Origin of the sequence: Laspinema palackyanum D2c (assembly GCF_025370875.1) — a bacterium.
Classification (GTDB): domain Bacteria; phylum Cyanobacteriota; class Cyanobacteriia; order Cyanobacteriales; family Laspinemataceae; genus Laspinema; species Laspinema palackyanum.
On sequence record NZ_JAMXFD010000020.1, the window covers coordinates 65,966 to 88,041 of the forward strand.

Here is a 22,076-nt window from a genome sequence, read left to right on the forward strand (position 1 = left end):
GTGCTTGTTGTAAAATTTTAGTCACCACTCTCATTATCTAATAGATTATCATAAAAATCAAGATGCGGCACATTTTTTTAAAAAAAGTTGGCGCGCCGCAATGGTAACGTTATTTTAATCCCTGGGCAGTCGCCATCGTCGGGATGGGAACTGCGATAGAGTAGATGGGATTCGTTGCGACGAGAGACTGAAAGATTATGCCGCGATCGCCTAAACCCTATCTTAAGCCTTCCATATTTTGGAGCATTCGGCAAGGATTTCCTTACCAACTCCGAATTTTGTTAGCCATCAGCGCCCTAGCTATTCCCTTGGTAGTTTGGTCTATTTTAAGCTATGGCGGGTGGATCTCACCGATGCTCTTACCCACCCCCACCGCTGTTTTTAGTGCAGGCATTCAAATGTTTGCCCACGAGAACTTATGGGGGGATGTGGTTGCCAGTTTCCTGCGCGTCGCTGCCGGATTTTTTGCAGCGGCTGCCGTTGGCATCCCCATCGGCATTGCAATGGGAACTTTTTACAGTATGGATAGTTTATTTAGCCCCATTGTAGGAACTGTGCGATATATGCCAGTCGCGGCATTTATTCCCCTGATTATTGTTTGGTTTGGACTGGGGGAAAGTGCCAAAATTGTGATTATTTTTTTAGGCATTGTCTTTTATAATGCCCTGATGATTGCTGATGCGGTCAAGTTTATTCCCAATGAACTCTTGAATGCGGCTTATACCCTAGGGGCGAATCGCCGCGATATTTTATTTCGGGTCATTTTACCCGCATCGGTTCCCAGTATTTTGGATACCTTGCGGGTGAATGTAGCGGGGGCTTGGAATTTCTTAGTAATTTCTGAATTAATTGCAGCCGATCGCGGGTTAGGGTTTAGAATTGCCCGGGCGCAACGGTTTGTACAAACCGATCGCGTCTTAGTAACGATTGTAGTCATTGGGGCGATCGGCTTACTCCTAGATTTAGCCTTTAAAACCCTATCCAAACGAGTCACCCCTTGGGCGGAACATTCTCAACATTAAACCCAAAGGTTAGGGGGATGAAGTGGCTATAAATTGGCACTCATTCCCTGCGTCTGGGGACAAGGGAAAGAGCGGGTTGCATCGTTATGAGGTATATTTTTATAGCCTCGGTCCCTGATGAGTCCGGAAAACTCTATATCTCTGTGTTCATCTTAAGAAAACAGTCTGGGGTTTTGTTCGGTTTCGCCCCAATTGCGATCGCCTCCTCAAACCTCTGATACAATAGAAGAGCGCAAACCGAACCAGGGTTCGACCCCACTGCCCCTAAATTTGCTCTATGACTCAAACCCTAGTTACACCCCCAGAAGCCGGTTCGTATCTGGTTTTGTATGGCGTCAGTTGGCAGATGTATGAACAACTGCTGGCGATTTTTGCAGAAAATCCAACGCCTCGCATGACTTACTACCAGGGAACGTTAGAACTGATGACGCCGTTACCGGAACATCAAAGCTATAGCTGGATTTTGGGGCGTTTGATTACGGCGCTATCGGAGGAACTGGAGATGGAAATTTGCGGGTTAAAATCCACAACCTGGCGATCGCAACCCAAGGCAGTCGGCAAAGAAGCGGATGAATGTTTTTATATTCAAAATGAACCGGCAATGCGCGGTAAATTAAAGATTAATTTAGCCGTAGACCCCCCGCCTGATTTAGCGATTGAAATTGATACAACCCATTCCTCTGTAAATCAAATGGAGATTTATGCAGAATTAAAAGTTCCCGAGGTATGGCGTTATCAGGAGGGGAAACTCAGTCTTTATTGTTTGACTGAGACAGGGTATGTAGAATCAGAGAATAGTTTAGCGTTTGGGGCGTTTCCGGTGAAAGAGTTGGCGCGGTTTATGCAGGTAGACTCGGAAAAAGGAGAAAATGCTCGACTGCGGGAATTTCGGCAGTGGGTGCGATCGCAATTACCAAGCTAGAGAATTGCTGACTCAAAGTTTAGGGGATGAAGCAAATCAAAATTTGCAATCATCCCCAGATTATCCTAACTTGCTTGTTTGTCTCGCAGGGCAAGAACAAATCTCGGTTCAATCAAGGGTGTTAAATCGGGAACTTGTTGGATTTGATTTTGAGATTGTAAGAATTGGGCAAGGGAATTCATGGTATTTAATAAATAGAGTTCACTCTCAGGATTCGCCAGCATCTCGATATTGGCATCCAAATCCGGGAGACGCACTCCTTGTAATCCTGCTTGCAATTCATCGGGGGGAATGCCTAATTGAGTGGAGGCGATCGCCACTCCTTCCTCGGGATTTGCTTCCAGAAATGCCAATCCTTCCAAAACTCCGGCAACAAAGGCTTCTACCATGTCTGGATTGCGATCGGCATAGTCCGCATCAAACACATAAAGGTCATTAATTGCCGTCGGCATTTGGGAAGAATCATAAATAATTCGCCCATCGGGTTGGGCAGTATTGGCTTGTTGTAAATAGGGCGCATAAGTGACGGCGATGGGAATATTGCCACTTTGATACGCTGCCGCAGCGGCATCCGGTGGCGCATTAATTAACGTAAAATCCCCCGCCCCTAAACCTACTGTATCCAACACTTGCAACAGGAAAAAATGACTGACACTGCCTTCTTCTACTGCAATTTGTTTACCTTTAAAATCCGATAAACTGGTAATACTACGGCGGGCCAAAATTCCATCTGCCCCGACAGAAGTATCTTGGACTAAAACAATTTTAAATGCCTTGCCTGCTGCTGCTAAAGTTACGGCTTCCGATCCCACCGGAGAAACCGCATCTAACCGACGAGAAATAAAAGCAATATTGGCATCGGTATTGGCATTAAAGACTTTAATATCTAAGTTTAACCCCCGGTTTTGAAAAAAGCCTTTAGCTTGGGCAATATAAAGGGGAGTAGAACCTACCCAAGTAAATAAACCTAGGGCAGGGGATTGGTTATTAGCAGGAGGAGTACAAGCGTGTAAAGCCAGACCCCCAGCGGCACCAACGAGCATCCACAGAGTTTGACGACGAGTCCAACGTTGAGTCATGAGTTGAGGAAATAGGATAGACGCGATTGTATTGTATCTGACTTGAATCGCTAGGGTGAATCATCGAGGGTAAAGTTTTCCAATGGAGGAGCAAGCGTCAAGGAGGGACGTTGCCTCTGGGGTTTTCGGGTAATTCTAATCCCTAAACGACTTCTACAGAAATCAGAGACGGATGAATTGGCGATCGCCTCAAAATTTACGGATTTTAAGATATTTTACCGATATGAGCTGCAACGATATGCCAACTTCCGCTTGAAGAGACAGCCCAAACTCGCGTGAAACGAAAGTCTCCATTTGCAGGGCTGCCATTGTAACTCCCAGTGATTTTCATGCGGACAGAAACGATCGCAACTTCTCCATGTAGTTGAATATGCTGCTCCGATGGTTCCAATTCATGAATTTTAATTAAACCCGATTCATGCGCGCCTATATCATCTTGTTTCTTCAATAATTCTCCCAAATGACTGGTAATCAGAATTTCTGGGGCAAGTAATTCATTTAAAACCCTTACATCAGAAGCAAGCATTGCCTGCCTCAGACATTCTTCGGCATTAATAATTTGATTCTCCACTGTTTTATTCATAGTATTTCTCCCTTAATTAAAAAAATCTAAGCTAAGAACGTGAAACTCCCGAAACAACACAAAAATATTGATTTTTTTTTTAGTTATTCGTTAAATTGCGAAAATTTTTGTTCTAATTCTCGATATTTGGGTACATCCATGATAGTTTCAAATTGCTGAAAATCCACTAAATTATCAAACCCTGTCGTAGTCTGATGTTGTCTTAAATATTGGAAACAGTCCTCGATCGCCTTCGTTGCTGCAAACAATCCCGACAACGCATACACCGCAATTTTATACCCCAATGCCTCTAACTCCTGTGCCGATAACACCGGCGTTTTTCCGCCTTCTATGGCATTGGCAAACAACGGCACATCCGGAAAGGCTGTGGCAATTTCCTGTAACTCTTGGACCGACTGCGGCGCTTCTATAAATACAATATCCGCACCGGCTTCATAATAGGCGCGACCCCGGCGAATGGCTTCGGGTAAGCCTAACGGTGCTCTGGCATCGGTGCGCCCGACAATCACCAATCCACTCTCACCTCGGGCCTGGACTGCGGCGCGAATCTTTTGGATATGTTCTTCTGCGGGAATCACCCGTTTTCCTTGGAAGTGACCGCACTTTTTGGGCCATTCCTGGTCTTCTAAAATCACGCCAGCAATCCCCTGTTGCACGGCATCGGTGACAGTTCGGATGACATTCAGGGGGTTACCATAGCCGGTATCGATATCGGCAACCACAGGAATTGTGACAGATTGTGCAATCCGGCCTACACTGTATAGCATTTCCGTGGCAGTGAGGAAGCCATAATCGGGACGCCCCAGGGTGGAGGCGGAGATGCCGAATCCACTGGTGAAGACCATTTCAAACCCGGCGCGTTCGGCGAGTTGGGCGCTGATACAATCATAAATCCCCGGAACGACTAGCATTCCAGGGTTATTGAGGAGTTGGCGGAGGGTGTGAGTTGAGTTCATGATTCGAGAGCCGATCGCAAGCAACATGAACCCTATTTTAGACGCTGAGTGCCTCAGATAAATAATCCGCTGCTGCCTCTACGATCGCGATCGCATTTTCATAAACCATCCGCGTCGGTCCCAGAACCCCCACACTCCCCACCGGCACCGTTCCCCGATGATAGGTTGCCGAAACCAGGGTACAGGTTCTAATCGGTTCTAGGGGATTTTCTGCCCCAATTCGCACTTGCACTCGCCGTCCGGACCCTTCCGGTGCAGGCGGTTCAAAAATCAGGGGGAGGAGTTGGTCCTGTTCTTCTTCCAAGAGTTGAATCAGGGTCTGGACTTGGGTCAGTTCACAAAATTCCGGTTGTCTCAATACTTCCGAAACCCCACTAATCAAAATTTGAGTTTTGCCCGGGGTTTGAGCACGGACAGCTAAATCCTGTAACCAATGACTCAAAACTTCCGCATACTGCTCAAATTCGCGGCCTAATTCACTCCAATCTAGGGCGGATAATTGGGCGAGGGTTTGTCCGCGTAGATGATTGTTGAGGAAATTAGAGAGGATTTGCAACTCGCGATCGACCACTTCCGCATCAGCGAGGGAGTCCTCTGGGGACTCGGGAAGTTCCATGACGGCAGATTGGGTTTGATAGTTATCAATCACCACCACAATCATGATTTTGCGCGGTTCAATCTGGATTAACTGCAAATGCCTCAGACAAGCGGTGTGAGTCTGAGGCATTGTAATTAAGGCAATATATCCGCTGAGGGCCGCCAAGATTTGAGAAGCCCCTCGGAGCACGGCTTCAAAGGCCCAATTTTCCAACTTCAGGCGATCGCTCAGGGCCTGTTCCACTTGGCGGGAGATGCCATCGTCCGGTTTAATTAGCTTATCCACATAAATTCGATAGCCAGAATCCGAGGGAATCCGTCCGGCAGAAGTATGGGGTTGATAAAGTAATCCCGCTTTTTCTAACCACCCCATTGCATTGCGAATGGTGGCGGGACTAACACTTAAATTATATTCATCCACTAAGGTTTTAGAGCCTACAGGTTCGGCAGTGGCGATATAGTGCCGGACAGTCGCCCATAAAACATATTGTTGTCTTTCGTTAAGGTTCATTTGCACAAATATGGGAGCCAAAGCCAAATGTAATCGGGTTTAAAAACTGAGCGGATATCAATTGAAAAGGGAGTCACGAAATCAGCAATAGCTTGAACTGCGCCCATTGTTGGGAGCCGTCAGAGGAATCCGGACTAGGTAGAATATAGCGACATTTCCCCGGAAATTCTGCTGCTGTCGTTACAGGTTGGGAGAAGGTTCACGCTCTTTTTTGACGGATTTCCATCCGATTTAGATTCTATTTTAGTTTAAAAAGGTACGGGGTGGGGGTTAGGGACCCTGGAATGAACGGGTCCCCCAGGGGGAGGGTGGCGGTTAGTATAGAGCAGTAGTTGCCCTATCCCAGGAGGTTCAAGTGCGATCGCCCCAGGGACTGGGTGGAGACTGCACCGGAGTGCCTCGGGATTAAGGCAGTTCTACGGAAGTGGGTTTAGCAATGTGAGGCAGACCCCAGCCCAGTTTTTCTCTCAGAACATGGAAAAATTCCGGGGGATTGACCCGGATAAATTTCGCCGAGTAGGGCGATCGCTGGACTCGCACCTGGTCCTCGGGCAGTACATAGCACCCTGCATTCCCATCCACCACCATCACCAAACGATTGGTATTCGCCGGAAAAATCGTCACAGGTTCACTATTGGCAAACACCAAAGCCCGAGACGCGAGAGAATGGGGACAAATCGGCACCAGTTGCAACACCGGGACATCTGGGGTAATCACCGGACCCCCAGCGGAGAGACCATAAGCCGTCGAACCCGTGGGGGTCGAAATAATCACCCCATCGGCGGCAATATCCACCGGCGCATGACGTCCCACTTGAATTTCAAAATGACACATACAGGTGAGGGGTTCCCGGTGGAGGACCATTTCATTTAGGCAAAGCGCCTCCCAGACGACAATATCATCTCGGATGGCCTGCACCGTGACCATAGTCCGTTCTTCGATTTGATAGTCCCCCGCTAACACCTGTTCGATCGCTTCGGGAAGTTGGTTGAGGTAGGTTTCCGTCAGAAACCCCATGTGGCCCGTATTGACCGTTAACAAGGGAATGCCGCAGCTTGCCACCTGCCGAAATGCGGACAGCACAGTGCCATCGCCTCCCAATACCACCGCGAAAGACATTTCAGCGTTAAATCCAGGAGGGGTGAGCTGTTCAACCGTGGTATGACAGACGGGCTTATCTAGGTCAGAATAGCCCAGAATGCCCCCCATGCCGGTGGCGAGAGCAACTTCCCAACCCAACCCAATTAGCTTGTCTCTCCATTCTTCGGCAGCACGACAAGCTACGGGTTTAATATCGTTGTAAATAATGCCAGCTTTCGGCACCGCGCTCAAGTCCTGCTAGTGGTTAATTGATTGCCAGAGTTAGGGATGTTGTCACATTCTTGGTAAATCACCGCAAATGCGTCTTGGGCGGATCGGTGGCATCAGGGATGCCAAATAGCCCTGTGAAACTAGAGTCTGAACAAAGCCATGCCATTTGTCAAGACCCTTTAGGCGATCGCCTCGGATAGGCGACTTCCCGGGACTGCTCCCACCCGGTCCCTGGGGTTAAAATGGGACTCGGCGTTTGGACTGCTTCTTGGTTTTGCTCTGTTCGTAATCTAATTCTTTCAACTTCTTTAAAATTCGGCTGAAATACTCTCTGAGGTAGGATTCTAAGGTGGTCGTGTCCTTGGGGTCTAATCCAAAGACGGGATACACCTCATCCATATTGGCAGTTAGGGGTTTCTCTGAGGCGAGCACTTCAGCAAATGCCAAGCGATCGGCTACATTCCAACCCCATTGGAAAAATCGCACCACCCGGCGAAATGCCCGCAGGACACCCAACGGCATTCGGGTTACCTTGGCTTTTTCCCCAGAGAGTCGTTCGCACTGGTCGATAATTTCCTGGGGAGTCCAAGGACGAGTTCCCACCACGGGAAAAACAGACTTGGAGGTTTCAGGGACCGACAAGGCCCGCACTGCAAATTTAGCAATGTCCTGGGTATCCATATAGGCGATCGGAGCAGTCTGGTTAGTCACCCACACGGATTGATTGTCCAAAATGGGGATGGCGTATTGAGAAATCAACCCTTGCATGAAGCCCGCTAATTGCAGGATGGTGTAATCTAATCCCGATTCAGCTAAATAGACTTCTGTACAGCGTTTGATTTCCATTAAGGGGACTTCTGGATACTGGTCCGCATCCAGAATAGAAAAGAAGATATACCGTTCGACCCCGGCTTTTTTAGCGGCTTGAATGAGTGCCACCTTACCTTCCCAGTCTACTTGTTTGATGCTTAAAGAATCCGTTGGACGATTCGTCGCTGCATCAATAATCGCCGTTACCCCTTCTAGGGCAACGGGCAAGGTTTCTGGATCACATAAGTCTGCACGGACCAACTCCGCGCCCCATTCTTTTAAAAAGGCCGCTCTTTTGAAGCTGCGTACTAAACAACGTACCTGGTATCCCTCGTCTAAGGCGCGACGGGCAACCTGTCTGCCTAGGGTACCAGTGGCACCGACAACCAATAAGCTCATCCAGGATTGTTTGACGAAATTTTAACTTTTATGAAATTTTATCAGAGATTCCTGAGATTTCTTTGGGAAATTCGTTACAAATCTGAACAATTTTGACCCATTGCGCTAAAAAACTTAAAGAATCGAGGGCAGTCGGGTTCCTAATGGCCTAAAAATGGAGCCATCTCCAGGGAGCATCCCAGCTTGGATAGTCCGCCCTCATCCTTGTCTTGGTTCAATTAAACCCACCTAAAAACCCACCTAAAAACAGATCAGCAAAACCCTCGAACTTGATGCAACCCCTAAAGGGGTGACTACAAACCGTTCGTAGGGACTCCTTCACCCCCGTCATCTTAATTAATGCAACGACCTTGACAGAATTAGGATTTAATCCGGTATCCGCGTTCTAGGGTCCCAAACCGAAACCCGAATCCACCCCCAGTTTCTTGACAAAACTACGCAGATTGGTTACAGATTGAACGATAACAAGGCGGAATTTTTATCGCTAAGCCCAGCTTGACCCGCCAAGAGCAGTATAGTCACCTCTTGAAGACGCCCATTCCCTGTCCCATTCCCTCTAACTGACTGCACTTATGAAGAAACGCTGGATTTCACTCATCATCCTATTTCTACTGGCCCTGCCGATCGCCGCAGTCGCCCAAGAAGCTCAAGAGGCTGCACCCACTGGCTTCCTCCCCACCCTGGATGCCGTCTTCACTCAACTGGTGAACTGGATGTCTGCCGTCCTGTTTTTTGATTTTGGGTTGGGCATCCCTCTGATTGTCTTATGGTTGATTAGCGGGGCGGTTTATTTCACCATTCGCATGGGCTTTATCAACTTCCGCGCCTTGAAACACGCCTTTTTTGTGATTCAAGGTCACTATGACGACCCTGGCGAAACCGGAGAAGTCAGCCATTTCCAAGCCCTAGCTGCGGCCCTATCGGCCACGGTGGGACTCGGAAATATTGCCGGGGTGGCGATCGCCGTTTCCGTGGGGGGACCCGGGGCCATGTTCTGGATGACCGTTGCTGCCTTATTCGGCATGACGAGCAAGTTTGTCGAATGCACCCTCGCCCAAAAATACCGCGTTGTCTTGCCCGATGGTCGGATTGCCGGTGGCCCCATGTACTATCTCTCTCGGGGTTTAGCCGAAAAAGGCATGGGTCAATTGGGCAATATTATGGCGAGTTTGTTTGCCATCCTCTGTATTGGGGCCGCCTTCGGTGGGGGCAATATGTTCCAAGCGAACCAATCCTTTGCCGCCCTTTCCGGTTTATTTCCGACCCTACCCAACTGGCTGTACGGACTGGTCCTCGCCTTCCTGGTTTCCCTGGTGATTATCGGTGGGATTCGCCGGATCGGGAACGTCGCCGGTGCACTCGTCCCGGCCATGTGTACCATTTACGTTGCTGCGTCTTTGTGGATTATTCTGATGAATCTACCCCAGCTTCCAACCGCTTTTACCCAAATTTTTACCGAAGCTTTTGTCCCCCAAGCGGCTTATGGCGGCTTTATTGGCGTATTGGTCCAAGGGTTCCGGCGATCGGCATTCTCTAATGAAGCAGGGGTGGGTTCAGCGGCGATCGCCCATGCTGCCGCCCGAACTGAAGAACCCGTCCGCGAAGGCATTGTTGCCCTCCTCGAACCCTTTATCGATACGGTCATTATCTGTAACATGACCGCCTTAGTCGTGATTATCACCGGAGAATATGCCAACCCCAACACTGCGCCTGGGGTAGAAACCACCGCTGCCGCATTTGCTTCAGTGATCAGTTGGTTCCCCGCCGTCCTCACTTTGGCGGTCTTCCTGTTTGCCTTCTCCACCATGATTTCCTGGAGTTACTACGGTGAACGTGCCTGGACCTACTTGTTTGGCGAAAGCAGCATGATTGTCTACCGCATCATTTATGTCGTTTGCGTCTTCCTCGGAACCGTCATTAACCTCGGTGCTATCCTCGATTTCTCCGATATGATGTTCTTTGCAATGGCCTTTCCCAATATGTTGGGCGGGTTCCTCCTGGCGGACAAAGTTCGGGCGGATCTCGACAATTATATGCTCCGTCTCAACAGTGGAGAAATGCCAGTTTACAAGTAGTCTTGTATCTGACTTCTTAATCGGGCTGGGGTGAGGTTTAACCTTGATTGCTCGACTCATCCTCTACCCAGCCCCACACCAGACCCTTGATCGCGCCTTTACTTCTGTTTGAGAACAATTAAGGTGAGATCGTCATAAATCTTCTGCCCGCCAATATGTCGCCGGACATCCTCAATCACCCCTTGACAAATCTCCCTCGCGTTGCCTTGTAAATGATGCCGAATTGATGCAATCATGGGTTCCAAACCATACTGAACCCAATTGCTATCCACCGCCTCCGTAATTCCATCGGTGTATAACACCACCACATCCCCGGAATTTAACTGAATTTCTCTCGTACTGACAAAATTAGAAATCTCAGGGATGAGGCCAATCGGAAATCCTAAATCAAAGGTATCAATACACTCTACGGTTCCATCAGAACGCATGACGATCGCCTCTTCATGCTGCCCACTGAAGGTTAATTTCCCTTGATAATAATCCAGCAGAGCAAGGGTCATATTTTTATCAGAATTCATGCGCTGCACGTTTTTATAAATCGTGCGGTTGATGATATTTAAAAATTGCACCGGGTCCGTAAACTCCCCTTCCAGTAACGTCCGGACCGCAGTTTGGGCCATCATCATCACCACCCCACTTTGCAACCCATGTCCCGTCACATCCCCGATCGCGATTTTGATGCGTGAAGCGGAGCTATCGCCGTCAGGGGAATCGCCACTTTTGAGGACATCATAATAATCTCCCCCCACTTCATCTGCGGGTTCCATAAATCCAGCAATGTCTAATCCCTCAATCGCATCCAGTTCCGACTGGTTCGGCAACAGCATTTTTTGCAATCGCTGGGTCACATCCAGTTCTGCCCCCATGCGGATATTTTCGGCTTTTAACCGCTCATTCAAAATCGTAATTTCTGCATTGGCATTCGCTAATTGGGCAGTTCGGTCCTTGACTTTCTCTTCCAAGGTTTGATACAAGCGGGCATTTTCAATGGAAATTGCCACCTGCCCTGATAACAACTGTAACACTTCCACTCGTTCCGGGGTAAAGGCTCCCGTGGTGCTATTGTTCTCCAAATAAACAATGCTAACGAGTTTACCTCTATCAATCAGGGGTACGCATAGAATTGACTTCGGTTGAGCCTGTTGGATATAAGCATCACTGGTAAAATTGCCGCTGCGCGTGGCATCATTTAAGACCACGGTTTCTTGAGTTCTGGCTACATAATTGACAATGGATTCGGAAAGGGTTTGAGAGGTGGAAATGGGAATGGATTGCAACACGGTGATTCGGTTATCCTCGATTTCTCCTTCCGCTTCAATGAGCAATTGGCCCTGAATGGATAGAATTAAATAGCCCCGTTGTGCTCCCGCATTTTCGATGAGAATTTTCATCAAGCTAGAGAGTAATTTTTCCAGCAGAACTTCCCCGGAAATCGCCTGAGAGGCTTTCATCACTGTGGCAATATCGAGGTTATGATTAGAACCTGTGCTCGTTACACCTGAAGTCGCTGGACTGTTGGTGGTCCCCCGTTCCCGGATGGTGAAAAACTGGCTATATCGCGTCTCTAAATCCTTAACTTTTGCCGTTGCACCCCAGAGTTGATAACTGTAGCGAGCTTCCTGGATATAGCCTTTAGCGGTCAATTCTTTCCCTTTAGAGAGATAAAATTTGCCCGCGAGTTCATAGGCGATCGCCACTTCGTGGAGATATTCATTGTCTTGAGCGAGTTTAATGGCTTTGTCATAATACTCCATTGCCTTGGCATCTTGGCCTTGCACCCGACAGCGTTCCGCTTCCACCAGCCAATATTTCTGGGAATTATTTTGGGGAGCATACTGCATCCATTTTTTGAATTTTTTCTGGTTGCGGGATACCTTGCGGAGTATGGCTTTTTGCTGAGGTGGGGAAGCATCGGTTGCCCCCAATAAATGCGCGAGGGAATCATAAAAATAAAAGTGAGAGAGGAACAGGGAGGCGGAACCGGAATCGATATATTCTTGTGCTAGGTTGGCATTGGCGATCGCCTGATGGCCCTCCCCAAACAGAACGCCCAGGATTAATTTATTGATGTATATCAATAAAATTGTAGTCCGATCTTTCAAACTCTGGAGGATGGGCAACCTCACCTGTTCATCAAAAGCCGTTCCGATTAAATGACAAGGATTTTCTCGCTCGTCGAGTAAGTTGAGAACAGTTTGATGGAATACCGATTGCATAGCCAGGGCTTTTTCTTGCCTCATTTGCTCCATGATCTGAGTATAGGTGGCCATTTCTGATTCCAGTTGTACCAATTCAGACCCACTCAGGAAGGCATAGCTACAGTATTCGAGAGCGCAATAGGTCGCAAATTCCAAATCTCCCGTTTCCAACCCTACTGCATAAGCTTGCCGCAGGGGGTTCAATGCTTCTTTTACCGGCTTTATCCAGTGGTGAAGAAAACTATAAATGATGGACTGAGTTCGGGCTTCAACTTCTCGCGCATTCAGTTTGTAGACTAATTGAAGGGCGAGTTGGCCTAATTGAGAACCCCCTTGAAAATCCTCCACAATACTACAGAGAATCAATCCATAAAGACTATAGGCATAAGCCGATTCTGACGTATTGCCCCACTTGAGGGATAAGCTGACCTGTTTAAACACAATCAGGGGCAGTAGCAAAGGCGCAGCAAAGTAAGCAGTAGATGAAATTTTAGCCAGGATCCGCATTGTGGCTTGAGAAGAAGGATCCGTCATAGTTGGCAGGTCAATAAAGCTGGCGATCGCTCGGCGTCCGATGGTCAATTTGGTTGCCAGTAGTCCCCGCAAAACATCGAGTTTACTCGCTTGGTTAGGCAACTTGATTCCCAGCAAATTCAGCGCTTCTAAGCCAATGGCGATCGCATCTTCCAAGAGGTTTTGAGCGTTATAGGCCAAGATTTTGACTTCATAAACTTTTACTTTATCAAGCACCGTTTGAGCTTGGGATAAAACCGTGGCTACAAATTCCTCCATCAGGGCAAAGTCGGCATTGAGATAGGCAACTTCCGCAGCTTCCTCGTACAGGGAAAGGGTGAGAGGGTACTGCTCCTGCCAGCTATGCGGGGGTAATTGTTCTATCCCTATATGCAAATAATTCAAAGCAGGCTGATAGGCCGTGGATAGTTTCGCTTTTTTTCCGGCAATCAGGTTTAATTGAGCCAGGTGGGGTTCGGCGGAATGCTCCGCAATTAACGAACTGCCCAAATTAAGTTGATTGACGATATCAAAGATTTTCTCTTCTCGCTTATCCTCCGGAGTATTTTCCAGCAAGATTTGGCCAATCTTTTGATGAAACCCTGCTTTTTGCGAGTCTTCAATCAAAAAATAGGCCGCTTGCTGAACCCGGTCATGAACAAATTTGTAAGGTAAAGATTGAAGCGAGTTACTGGGGAAGTCCAGGGACAAAAATTCTGCCTCCGCTACCACTAAGGCGACATCTCCCATATTGCCTAAAGGATTCAATAAATTCTCGGCAACCGCTGGATAGAGATGGGGGGCCATGTCTGCTGAAGTTTGGTTAAGGATTAACCCCACATTTTCTAAATTAAACTCATTCCCAATGCAAGCGGCAATTTTTAAAATTTCTTGGGTCTCTTCTGGCAGCTTTTGGATTTTACCCACCATCAATTCCACCACATTATCTGTAAAACCCTGGGCTTGAATTTGCTCTAAATCCCACTGCCAACTTAGAGTATTAACCTCAAACGCTAACAATCCTTCGGTATAAAGAGATTTGAGAAATTCATTCATGAAAAAGGGATTGCCGCCCGTTTTGACTTGGATTAACTCGGCGAGAGCATTGATCGTTTTTAGGTCACAGTTGAGGGTATCTCCAATCAACTGGGCGATGGTTTCTAAGTCCAAGGGGGCCAGAGCAATGCGCTGAACGATCGCCCCGGTTTTGGCAATTTCATCTAAGGTTAACATCAGGGGATGGGCGGCGGAAACTTCGTTATCTCGATAAGCGCCGATTAAAAATAATCCGGGCGATCGCCCCGCCATTAACAATTGCATCAGCTTTAAAGAGGCTCCATCTGCCCATTGCAAATCATCAATAAATAAGGCTAAGGGATGTTCCGGTTGGGTAAAGACTTTGATAAAATTCTGAAACACCAAATTAAAGCGATTTTGGGACTCGTTTGGTCCAAGTTCAGGAACCTTCGGCTGTTGACCAATAATTAATTCAATTTCCGGAATCACCTCTACAATCACTTGTCCATTGACTCCCACTGCGGCTAACAGATTTTCCCGCCAATGATTGAGGTGGTCTTCACTTTCAGTCAGCAGTTGTTTAACTAACCCTTGAAAGGCACTAACAATAGCACTATAGGGAATATTTCGCTGGTATTGGTCAAATTTACCTGAAATAAAATAACCCCGTTTCTCCGTAATCGGTTTATAAAGTTCTTGGACTAAGGCCGATTTACCAATGCCGGAATATCCTCCAATCAGCATCAGTTGACTTTGAATGCTGCTCTGTGCAAAAGCTGATAATAAACTCTGGATTTCTGACTCTCGGCCATAGAGCTTTTGGGGCAGTTGGAATTTATATGAAACATCGTGACGACCTAGAGGGAAATTCAATAGACTACTATTGGCATGATATTGACCCAGACATTCTTCTAAATCTGCTTTTAATCCATAAGCATTCTGATAGCGGTCTTCCGCCGTTTTTGCCATCAGTTTGAGGATTATATCCGAAAGGACTGGGGGAATGTCGGCATTAATATGAGTAGCAGGAATCGACTGTTTGGCGATATGACAATGGACTAATTCCAGGGGGTCGGTGCTTTCAAAAGGCAGTCGGTGGGTGAGCAATTCATAAAAGGTCACTCCCAGGGAATAAAAGTCACTGCGGTAGTCAATACAGCGGTTCATTCGCCCGGTTTGTTCCGGGGAGAGATAGGCGAGAGTGCCTTCTAGGATATTGGGATTTTTGAGGGTGGTATTTTCTCGGGTCAGTTGAGTGGAAATGCCAAAATCGATGATTTTGACTTGTCCAGTGCTGGGATTAAAAACAATATTGCTCGGGTTAATATCTTTGTGGATAATATTCGCCGAGTGAATTTGCCCTAATGCTTCAGTGATGGCAATAGCTAGATGCAGAAACTCCTCCAAATCAAAGCTGCGTTCACTCAGCCAATGTTTTAGGGATTCGCCTCCAAAGTCCTCCACAAACATGACGAGGGTATTTTGATATTTCTGCAAGTCATAAACCTTCACTACCCCGGGCACATTCAGGGATTGAGTAATCTGATATTCCGTGCGATAGCGGGCCAGTTCTTGGGGGGTGGGATAATTTTCTTGCAGGACTTTCAGGATAATCGGTTGAGAATCTGCATCCCGGATGCCGCGATAGACAATCGAGTTGGCACTTTCATAGATTTGAGCGTGAATGGTAACGCCAGAAAGAGTCAGCATAATTAGAATAGGGGTTGGGAAACCATCAAGTTTTAGGAGATCTCGGACGGGCACTCAAGCACCGCCCTCGAAGGAATGGATAATTTAAGTTTAACTTAATCGGCAGATGGGAAAAAGGCCAGTTTTTTCTCGGGTTTCTGGGGATCCAGGATTAAAAACCAGATTTTCTACAAAATTTTTCCCAATTAGCAGCCAATTAGGGACAAAAGCCATTTTTGGTTCGATAAAACTGATACTGTAGCCACGGGTTCCGAGGGCAGATCCCTCTAAGGATTGGTCGGGCGATCGCGCCAAAGCGAACCCGCCAGGGAGAGGCAAAAAAACGTCAGAGGTTAGCGTAATCCACTAAACCGCTTTTGACAGAGATCGAAATAGATATGCGCCACCTGATCGCCGGGATTTTGATGTAGGCAATAGGCCAATAAACGGGCTGATCCGAGAAAATCTTCCTCATCAAATAGGGATAATGCTTCAGTAAATCGGTCTAAGGTGGCTAACTTTCCCGCTTTGATTTCTGGGGAGTCCGCATCAAACACTTCATATACCGTCACCTCTTCCGATTTTCCTTTCACTTTGACCCGATCAATCCGGCGAATGGCATAGCGATCGCGATGGGTTAACCGTGAATAAGTTTGCTCCGTAATTAACAGCGCCACACCATAATTTTTGGTCAATCCTTCCACCCGGGAAGCTAAATTTACCGCATCGCTAATCACCGTACTATCCATACGATTTTGTCCTCCTACGGTTCCCAACATTAAGGACCCGGTATTAATCCCAATTCCATTTTTAATCGGGGCAAAACCCCAACTCACCCGATGCTGATTGTACTCAAACAGGCGATGCAACATAGAAATTCCCGCTTTGACCGCATTATCCGCTTCTCCGCTAAACAGGGCCATAATGGAATCCCCAATATATTTATCAATAAACCCCGAATGTTCAGCGATGGCGGGTTCCATTCGAGATAAATAGGAGTTAATAAATTTAAAGTTCTCTTCCGGGGTCATACTTTCACTCAGGGTCGTAAAGTCACGAATATCGGAAAATAGCACCGACATTTCCACCTGAACTTGATCCCCCAATACCACATCTACAATACTCTCTTTATTTAAAACCTGGAGAAACTGCCGAGGAACAAATCGTTCATAAGCTTGATTTAATTGGGCTAAATGCTTTTCATTATTTCGCACCTCGGAATAGAGTTTGGCATTTTGAATAGAAATGGCCGCTTGTCCCGAAAGCAGTTTTAAAATTTCCACCCGTTCAGGTATAAATGCCCCGGTGGTGCGATTATTTTCTAAATAAACAATGCTAACCAGCTTGCCGCCATCAATCAGGGGAACACAGAGGATAGATTGGGTCTGATTTTTTTGAATATAGGAATCAGTGGTAAAATCACCGTCTTGGGTGGCATTATTTAAGACAATGGCTTCTTGAGTTCGGGCCACATAATTCACAATGGCAACCGAAACCCGGTCCGATTCAGTCAGGGGAATGGATTGCAAGACCGTGATGCGATCGCCATCAATTGTTCCCTCTGCTTCTATCCTCAATTGTCCCTGATGGGATAAAATCAAACAACCCCGTTGTGCCCCCGCATTTTCAATCGCAATCTTCATTAAACTAGAGAGCAATTTCTCTAGGACAATTTCCCCATAAATCGCCTGGGATGCTTTCATCATCGTTGATATATCCAGATGAGCGAGTAAATCGGCTGCACTAGCCGATATCGTTTTTTGGGGATCAGAAATTTTCCGATTTTCCGGGGTGAGTAAGTTATCATATAATTTCTCTAACTGCTTCACCTTAGCCACTGCTCCCCAGAGTTTATAAAAATAGTGAGCCTCCTGTAAATAGGCTTGGGCAATTAATACTTTTCCTTGGGCAAAATAAAATTTAGCCGCCCGTTCATAAATCAGGGCAGTTTCGGGGAGACAATCCCGCTTTTGAGCCAACTCCAGGGCGGAGTCATAGCAGGCGATCGCCCGGTGGTTTTTGCCCAAGACTCGATACCGTTCTGCCTCAACCAATTCAAATTTATGAGCATTATTCATCCCGGCAATCCGCGCCCATTTTTTAAGTTTTCTCTGGTTTTTTCTCACTTTTTGAAGTAGCATTTTTCCAGATAAAGGGTCTGATTTTGCCGCAATATCCAGCCGAACCAGAGAATCATAAAAATAGAAATAAATCACCACGGGAGAGGCCGTCACCCCATCCAGATAAGCTTCGCAGAGATTAGCTGATATGAGCGCTTGTTCTAAATTGCCAAACAGATAACTTAGGATTAACTTATTAAAATAAACGTAACAAATCGCCGTCCGATCATTTCGACTTTCTAGTTCCGGTACCATGATTGCTTCATCAAAAGCAGTTCCTTCTAAAGCGCAAGGATCCGGAGATTTTCCCAGTAAGTTAAGCACTCCCTGATGAAAGACTTCTTGTAAGTTTAAAACCCGGACCTGTCCCATTTCCTGAATGCAGGTAGCATAGGTTGCCATTTGAGATTCCAAGGAGACTAATTCTTGACCGCTTAAAAAGGCATTATAACAATAGTGACAAGCGGCATAAGCGGCATATTCCAAGTCTCCGTTTTCCAGACCGATTTGATAGGCATTCAGCAGGGGTTTTAAAACGGAATTGAGGGGGTCAATCCAATGCTGAATTAAAGCCCCTACTACAAATTCAGTTCGGGCTTTCACATCTCGGGCATTCAGTTGAGAAAGAACCTTGAGGCAGAGTTGACCAAATTGATATCCGGTCTGCAATTGTCCCACGACTCCACAGAGAATGACCCCATAACTACTATAGGCATAAGCGGATTCCGAACTGTTGCCCCATTTAATGGATAACGTGACATTTTTAAACACAATCAGGGGGAACATTAAAGGGGCGGCAAAATAGGCAGAAGAGGTGATTTTTCCCAGGATACTCATGGCAGCTTTGGGATAGGCAGCGGTCATCAAGGGTAGATCCACTAAACTGGGGATGGGTTTAAATCCCAGGGCTAATTTTGTTTGCAACAAACCCCATAAAACATGGCCGTTGTGAGGATGACTGGGGAGTTTAACCCCGAGGCGTTTCAAGACTTTTAATCCAATGGCGATCGCTTCATTAAATTGACTCTGCGCATTATAAGCCAAGATTTTGACTTCATAGACGGCCACGGTGTCTAAAACCGTTTGAGCATGACTTAAAACGGTTTCAATCATTTGGTCCATTAACTCAAACTCGGTATTCAAATAAGCCACTTCTGCTGCCTTTGCATACAGAGATAAGGTTAAAAAATAATGCTGATGCCAACTGTCCTGTTCTAATAAATCTATGCCCACTTTTAAATAAGTCAACGCGGGTTGATAAGCTGCCGACAGTTTAGCTTTTTCCCCCGCCCTTAAATTTAATTCAGCCCATTTATATTTTTCCTCGGATTCGGTGATTAACTCCAGGGCAAAATTAAATTGATTTACCATGTCAAAGATTTTTTCTTCCCGGCGACTGGGGGGAGTATTTTCCAGAAGAATTTGTCCAATATCGCGATGTACCTTAGTGCGTTCGGCGTCGGGAATCAGAAAATAAGCCGCTTGTTGAATGCGATCGTGAACGAACTGATAAATTAGGGCAGGATATTCTTTCCGAGGTAAATAACAGTAGGAATAATCCTCCTCGGTCAGGATTAAGTCGATATCCCCTTGATTCATCCGAGACCTAACTAAATTTTCCGCAACCGCCGCGTTTAAATCCTCTACAGTTTTTTTCAGCGATTGCTGACTGACTAATTCTAAGAGATTTAAGTCAAACTCATTGCCAATACAAGCGGCTAATTTAACTAATAATTGAGTCGCTTCGGGTAGCTTTTGAATCTTACCCGTCATCAGTTCCACCACATTATCTGTAAAATCTCGGGCCTTAATCTGCTCTAAATTCCAGCACCATCCCACCCTAAACTGGCCTAGGGTTTCAGGAGAATCAGGGAGGTCAGAATGGGTATCAAGACTCTCAGAAAGTTGGGTTTTAAACTGGAGCAGTCCTTCGGTATAAAGAGACTTTAAAAACTCATTCATGAAAAAGGGATTACCCCCGGTTTTAAACTGGACTAACTCCGCCAGTTCCATCACTCCTGCTGGGGTAGATTTCAGGGTATCGGCAATCAGTTGAGCAATCGTCGGCAACTCTAAGGGAGACAGGTAAATTCGCTCGACAATCGCTCCATTTTTAGTCATTTCATCCACCATTAACGCCAAGGGATGACAGGGAGAGACTTCATTATCTCGATAGGAACCAATTACAAATAGTCCCGGGACCGCCCCTGCTATCAGTCGTTGAATTAAGTTCAAGGATGCCCCATCTGCCCAATGTAAATCATCAATAAATAAGGCTAACGGATGTTCCGGTTTTGTAAAGACTTTAATGAATTTTTGAAACACTAAATTAAAGCGGTTTTGGGACTCATTGGGTCCGAGGGTGGGGACCGGGGGTTGTTTGCCAATGATTAATTCAATTTCTGGGATGACTTCCACAATCACTTGACCATTCACCCCTAAAGCGGTTAAGAGTTTTTCCTGCCATTGCTTGAGTTGAGCTTCGCTTTCGGTTAAGAGGTGTTTGATTAACTGCTGTAGCGATCGCACCAAAGCACTATAGGGAATATTCCGCTGATATTGGTCAAATTTGCCCGAAATAAAATAGCCCCGATGAGCGGTAATCGGTTTGTAGAGTTCTTGCACCAAAGCAGATTTACCAATCCCAGAATATCCCGCAATTAGCATCAATTGACCTCGTTTTCGGGTGCGTTCAAAAGCCTCAATTAAAGCTTTAATCTCAACCTCTCTACCATAGAGTTTTTGAGGCAGTTGAAACTTGTCAGAAATATCCTGAAGCGCAATTGGAAAAGTAGAAATTCCGCCAGGTTCCTGGAGTTGCTGTAAACAGAATTCTAAATCTGCTTTTAATCCATAAGCATTTTGATAGCGTTCTTCCCCGGTTTTTGCCATCAATTTGAGGATAATTTCTGAGAGAACTGGCGGAATACTCTCGATTCCCCCTTCCAAAAATTTCCTTTCTGCATGAAAATTTTCAACCCGCAGATGAGGGGGAATGGGCTGTTTGGCAATATGACAATGGATTAATTCTAAAGGGTCGGTACTTTCAAAGGGTAAGCGGTGGGTCAGCAGTTCATAAAAGGTAACTCCTAAGGAATAAAAGTCACTGCGATAGTCCACACAGCGATTCATTCGACCCGTTTGTTCCGGAGATAAATAGGCGAGAGTTCCTTCCAGACTATTAGGATTGTTGAGTCCAGTATTTTTCCGGGTTAATTGGGTAGAAATTCCGAAATCAATGATTTTAATCTGTCCTGTAGTCGGGTTAAAAACAATATTACTGGGGTTAATATCTTTGTGAATAATATTGGCCGCGTGAATCTGGGCCAGTGCCTCGGTGGTTGCGATCGCAATTTGCAGAAATTCGGCTAAGGTAAATTGGCGATGCTGCATCCAATAGCTTAAAGATTCCCCGCCGAAATCCTCGATAAACATGACGAGGCGATTCTGATATTTTTGCAAATCATAAACTTGAACCACTCCGGGCACGTTGAGAGATTTAGTAATTTCATATTCTGTGCGATAGCGAATCAGTTCTTGAGGTGTGGGATAATTTTCTTTAAGTAATTTGAGGATAATAGATTGATTATCGGGTTCGCGAATCCCTCGATATAAGAGGGAGTTAGAACTTTCATAGATTTGCACTTGAACGGCAACACCAGGAAGAGTCAGCATAATTACAGGGTCGCTAGAACGCTATGAAATTTGAGGGAATGCCGGGGCGATCGCCAGTCGAACCCCATCAACATCACAACGGGGCTAAAATGGGCCAACGTACAATTCCGAACCTGCCGTCCCCTATGGGTACAGTGGGTCCAAGCAAAAAACTGTATTCAATATCAGTCTTAAGGTAGATGCAGATTAAGCAATGAACTGAAATGAATAAACCCCTAAAATGAAATTAGGGTCACCCCTTACGCTTTCTCTCAGGGAGAGGCAATTCAGATACTGATCCAACTCAAAAGAGGAATATCAACAAACAGGAACCTTAAAATCAAGGCCCCTCATGAACCCCTATGGAATTGATAGTTTGAGTTTAATTTTGTCGCCACCTTGAACCTAGGCAACTGCTTTCTAGGATAACTTATTTGTTCTGGGAATGGGGGCCCAACTCGACCTCACAGAACTGCGCCCCCTCCAAAAACTTCCTGGCAGAATACAAAGATAATGCTTCCGTAAATTGCTCTAACCGGGCTAATTTTCGCACTTTTATTTCCGGGGATTCGGCATCAATTCCCTCATGAATTTTCACCGCTTCCGATTTTCCGGGTTGG

Annotated in this window: 12 protein-coding genes; 3 read left to right on the forward strand and 9 right to left on the reverse strand. The window is 46.3% G+C overall.

Annotation, left to right across the window (positions count from 1 at the left end):
- Positions 1-197 precede the first annotated feature (197 nt).
- Both NG795_RS20240 and NG795_RS20245 read left to right on the forward strand, forming a co-directional pair.
- Positions 198-1,022 carry an ABC transporter permease gene (locus tag NG795_RS20240; RefSeq protein WP_367290453.1) on the forward strand — a complete coding sequence of 275 codons (825 nt, stop codon included), beginning with the start codon at positions 198-200 and terminating at the stop codon, positions 1,020-1,022.
- Positions 1,023-1,299: 277 nt separating this feature from the next.
- The gene (locus NG795_RS20245; RefSeq protein ID WP_367290454.1) at positions 1,300-1,944 is read left to right on the forward strand and encodes a Uma2 family endonuclease; all 645 of its coding nucleotides are present in this window, start codon (positions 1,300-1,302) and stop codon (positions 1,942-1,944) included.
- Positions 1,945-2,009: 65 nt separating this feature from the next.
- On the opposite strand, the gene NG795_RS20250 is transcribed toward NG795_RS20245, so the two are convergent.
- The 6 genes from NG795_RS20250 to NG795_RS20275 all read right to left on the reverse strand — a co-directional run bounded on the left by NG795_RS20250 (position 2,010) and on the right by NG795_RS20275 (position 8,190).
- Positions 2,010-3,023, reverse strand: a complete 1,014-nt coding sequence (locus NG795_RS20250) for an ABC transporter substrate-binding protein (RefSeq protein ID WP_367290455.1) — start codon at positions 3,021-3,023, stop codon at positions 2,010-2,012.
- A 205-nt stretch (positions 3,024-3,228) separates the two neighbouring features.
- Positions 3,229-3,606: a nuclear transport factor 2 family protein gene (locus NG795_RS20255; RefSeq protein ID WP_367290456.1), complete on the reverse strand. Its 378-nt coding sequence runs from the start codon at positions 3,604-3,606 to the stop codon at positions 3,229-3,231.
- An 83-nt stretch (positions 3,607-3,689) separates the two neighbouring features.
- The gene (locus tag NG795_RS20260) at positions 3,690-4,562 is read right to left on the reverse strand and encodes an isocitrate lyase/PEP mutase family protein (protein ID WP_367290457.1); all 873 of its coding nucleotides are present in this window, start codon (positions 4,560-4,562) and stop codon (positions 3,690-3,692) included.
- A gap of 37 nt (positions 4,563-4,599) precedes the next feature.
- Positions 4,600-5,670: a heat-inducible transcriptional repressor HrcA gene (hrcA, locus tag NG795_RS20265; protein ID WP_436836071.1), complete on the reverse strand. Its 1,071-nt coding sequence runs from the start codon at positions 5,668-5,670 to the stop codon at positions 4,600-4,602.
- Positions 5,671-6,075: 405 nt separating this feature from the next.
- Positions 6,076-6,993, reverse strand: a complete 918-nt coding sequence (locus NG795_RS20270; RefSeq protein WP_367290458.1) for an NAD(+) kinase — start codon at positions 6,991-6,993, stop codon at positions 6,076-6,078.
- A 225-nt stretch (positions 6,994-7,218) separates the two neighbouring features.
- Entirely contained in the window at positions 7,219-8,190 is a 972-nt protein-coding gene (locus NG795_RS20275; protein WP_367290459.1) for an SDR family oxidoreductase, read from the reverse strand.
- Positions 8,191-8,762: 572 nt separating this feature from the next.
- Between NG795_RS20275 and NG795_RS20280 the strand changes: the two genes are divergently transcribed.
- Positions 8,763-10,265 (forward strand): alanine/glycine:cation symporter family protein, encoded by a 1,503-nt coding sequence (locus tag NG795_RS20280; RefSeq protein ID WP_367290460.1) that lies wholly within the window; start codon positions 8,763-8,765, stop codon positions 10,263-10,265.
- Positions 10,266-10,363: 98 nt separating this feature from the next.
- Here the strand turns inward: NG795_RS20280 and NG795_RS20285 are convergent, their stop codons facing one another.
- The 3 genes from NG795_RS20285 to NG795_RS20295 form a co-directional block, all read right to left on the reverse strand.
- Positions 10,364-15,703: an AAA family ATPase gene (locus tag NG795_RS20285; protein ID WP_367290461.1), complete on the reverse strand. Its 5,340-nt coding sequence runs from the start codon at positions 15,701-15,703 to the stop codon at positions 10,364-10,366.
- Between the two features lie 332 nt (positions 15,704-16,035).
- Positions 16,036-21,477, reverse strand: coding sequence for an AAA family ATPase (locus tag NG795_RS20290; protein WP_367290462.1), 5,442 nt, complete (start codon positions 21,475-21,477; stop codon positions 16,036-16,038).
- Positions 21,478-21,886: 409 nt separating this feature from the next.
- Positions 21,887-22,054, reverse strand: coding sequence for a hypothetical protein (locus NG795_RS20295; protein ID WP_367290463.1), 168 nt, complete (start codon positions 22,052-22,054; stop codon positions 21,887-21,889).
- Positions 22,055-22,076 lie beyond the last annotated feature (22 nt).

Coding starts and splice junctions, on each gene's coding strand:
- hrcA (WP_436836071.1), bottom strand. CDS start 5,670: ATGAACCTTAACGAAAGACAACAATATGTTTTATGGGCGACTGTCCGG.
- NG795_RS20255 (WP_367290456.1), bottom strand. CDS start 3,606: ATGAATAAAACAGTGGAGAATCAAATTATTAATGCCGAAGAATGTCTG.
- NG795_RS20245 (WP_367290454.1), top strand. CDS start 1,300: ATGACTCAAACCCTAGTTACACCCCCAGAAGCCGGTTCGTATCTGGTT.
- NG795_RS20275 (WP_367290459.1), bottom strand. CDS start 8,190: ATGAGCTTATTGGTTGTCGGTGCCACTGGTACCCTAGGCAGACAGGTT.
- NG795_RS20260 (WP_367290457.1), bottom strand. CDS start 4,562: ATGAACTCAACTCACACCCTCCGCCAACTCCTCAATAACCCTGGAATG.
- NG795_RS20280 (WP_367290460.1), top strand. CDS start 8,763: ATGAAGAAACGCTGGATTTCACTCATCATCCTATTTCTACTGGCCCTG.
- NG795_RS20240 (WP_367290453.1), top strand. CDS start 198: ATGCCGCGATCGCCTAAACCCTATCTTAAGCCTTCCATATTTTGGAGC.
- NG795_RS20290 (WP_367290462.1), bottom strand. CDS start 21,477: ATGCTGACTCTTCCTGGTGTTGCCGTTCAAGTGCAAATCTATGAAAGT.
- NG795_RS20285 (WP_367290461.1), bottom strand. CDS start 15,703: ATGCTGACTCTTTCTGGCGTTACCATTCACGCTCAAATCTATGAAAGT.
- NG795_RS20250 (WP_367290455.1), bottom strand. CDS start 3,023: ATGACTCAACGTTGGACTCGTCGTCAAACTCTGTGGATGCTCGTTGGT.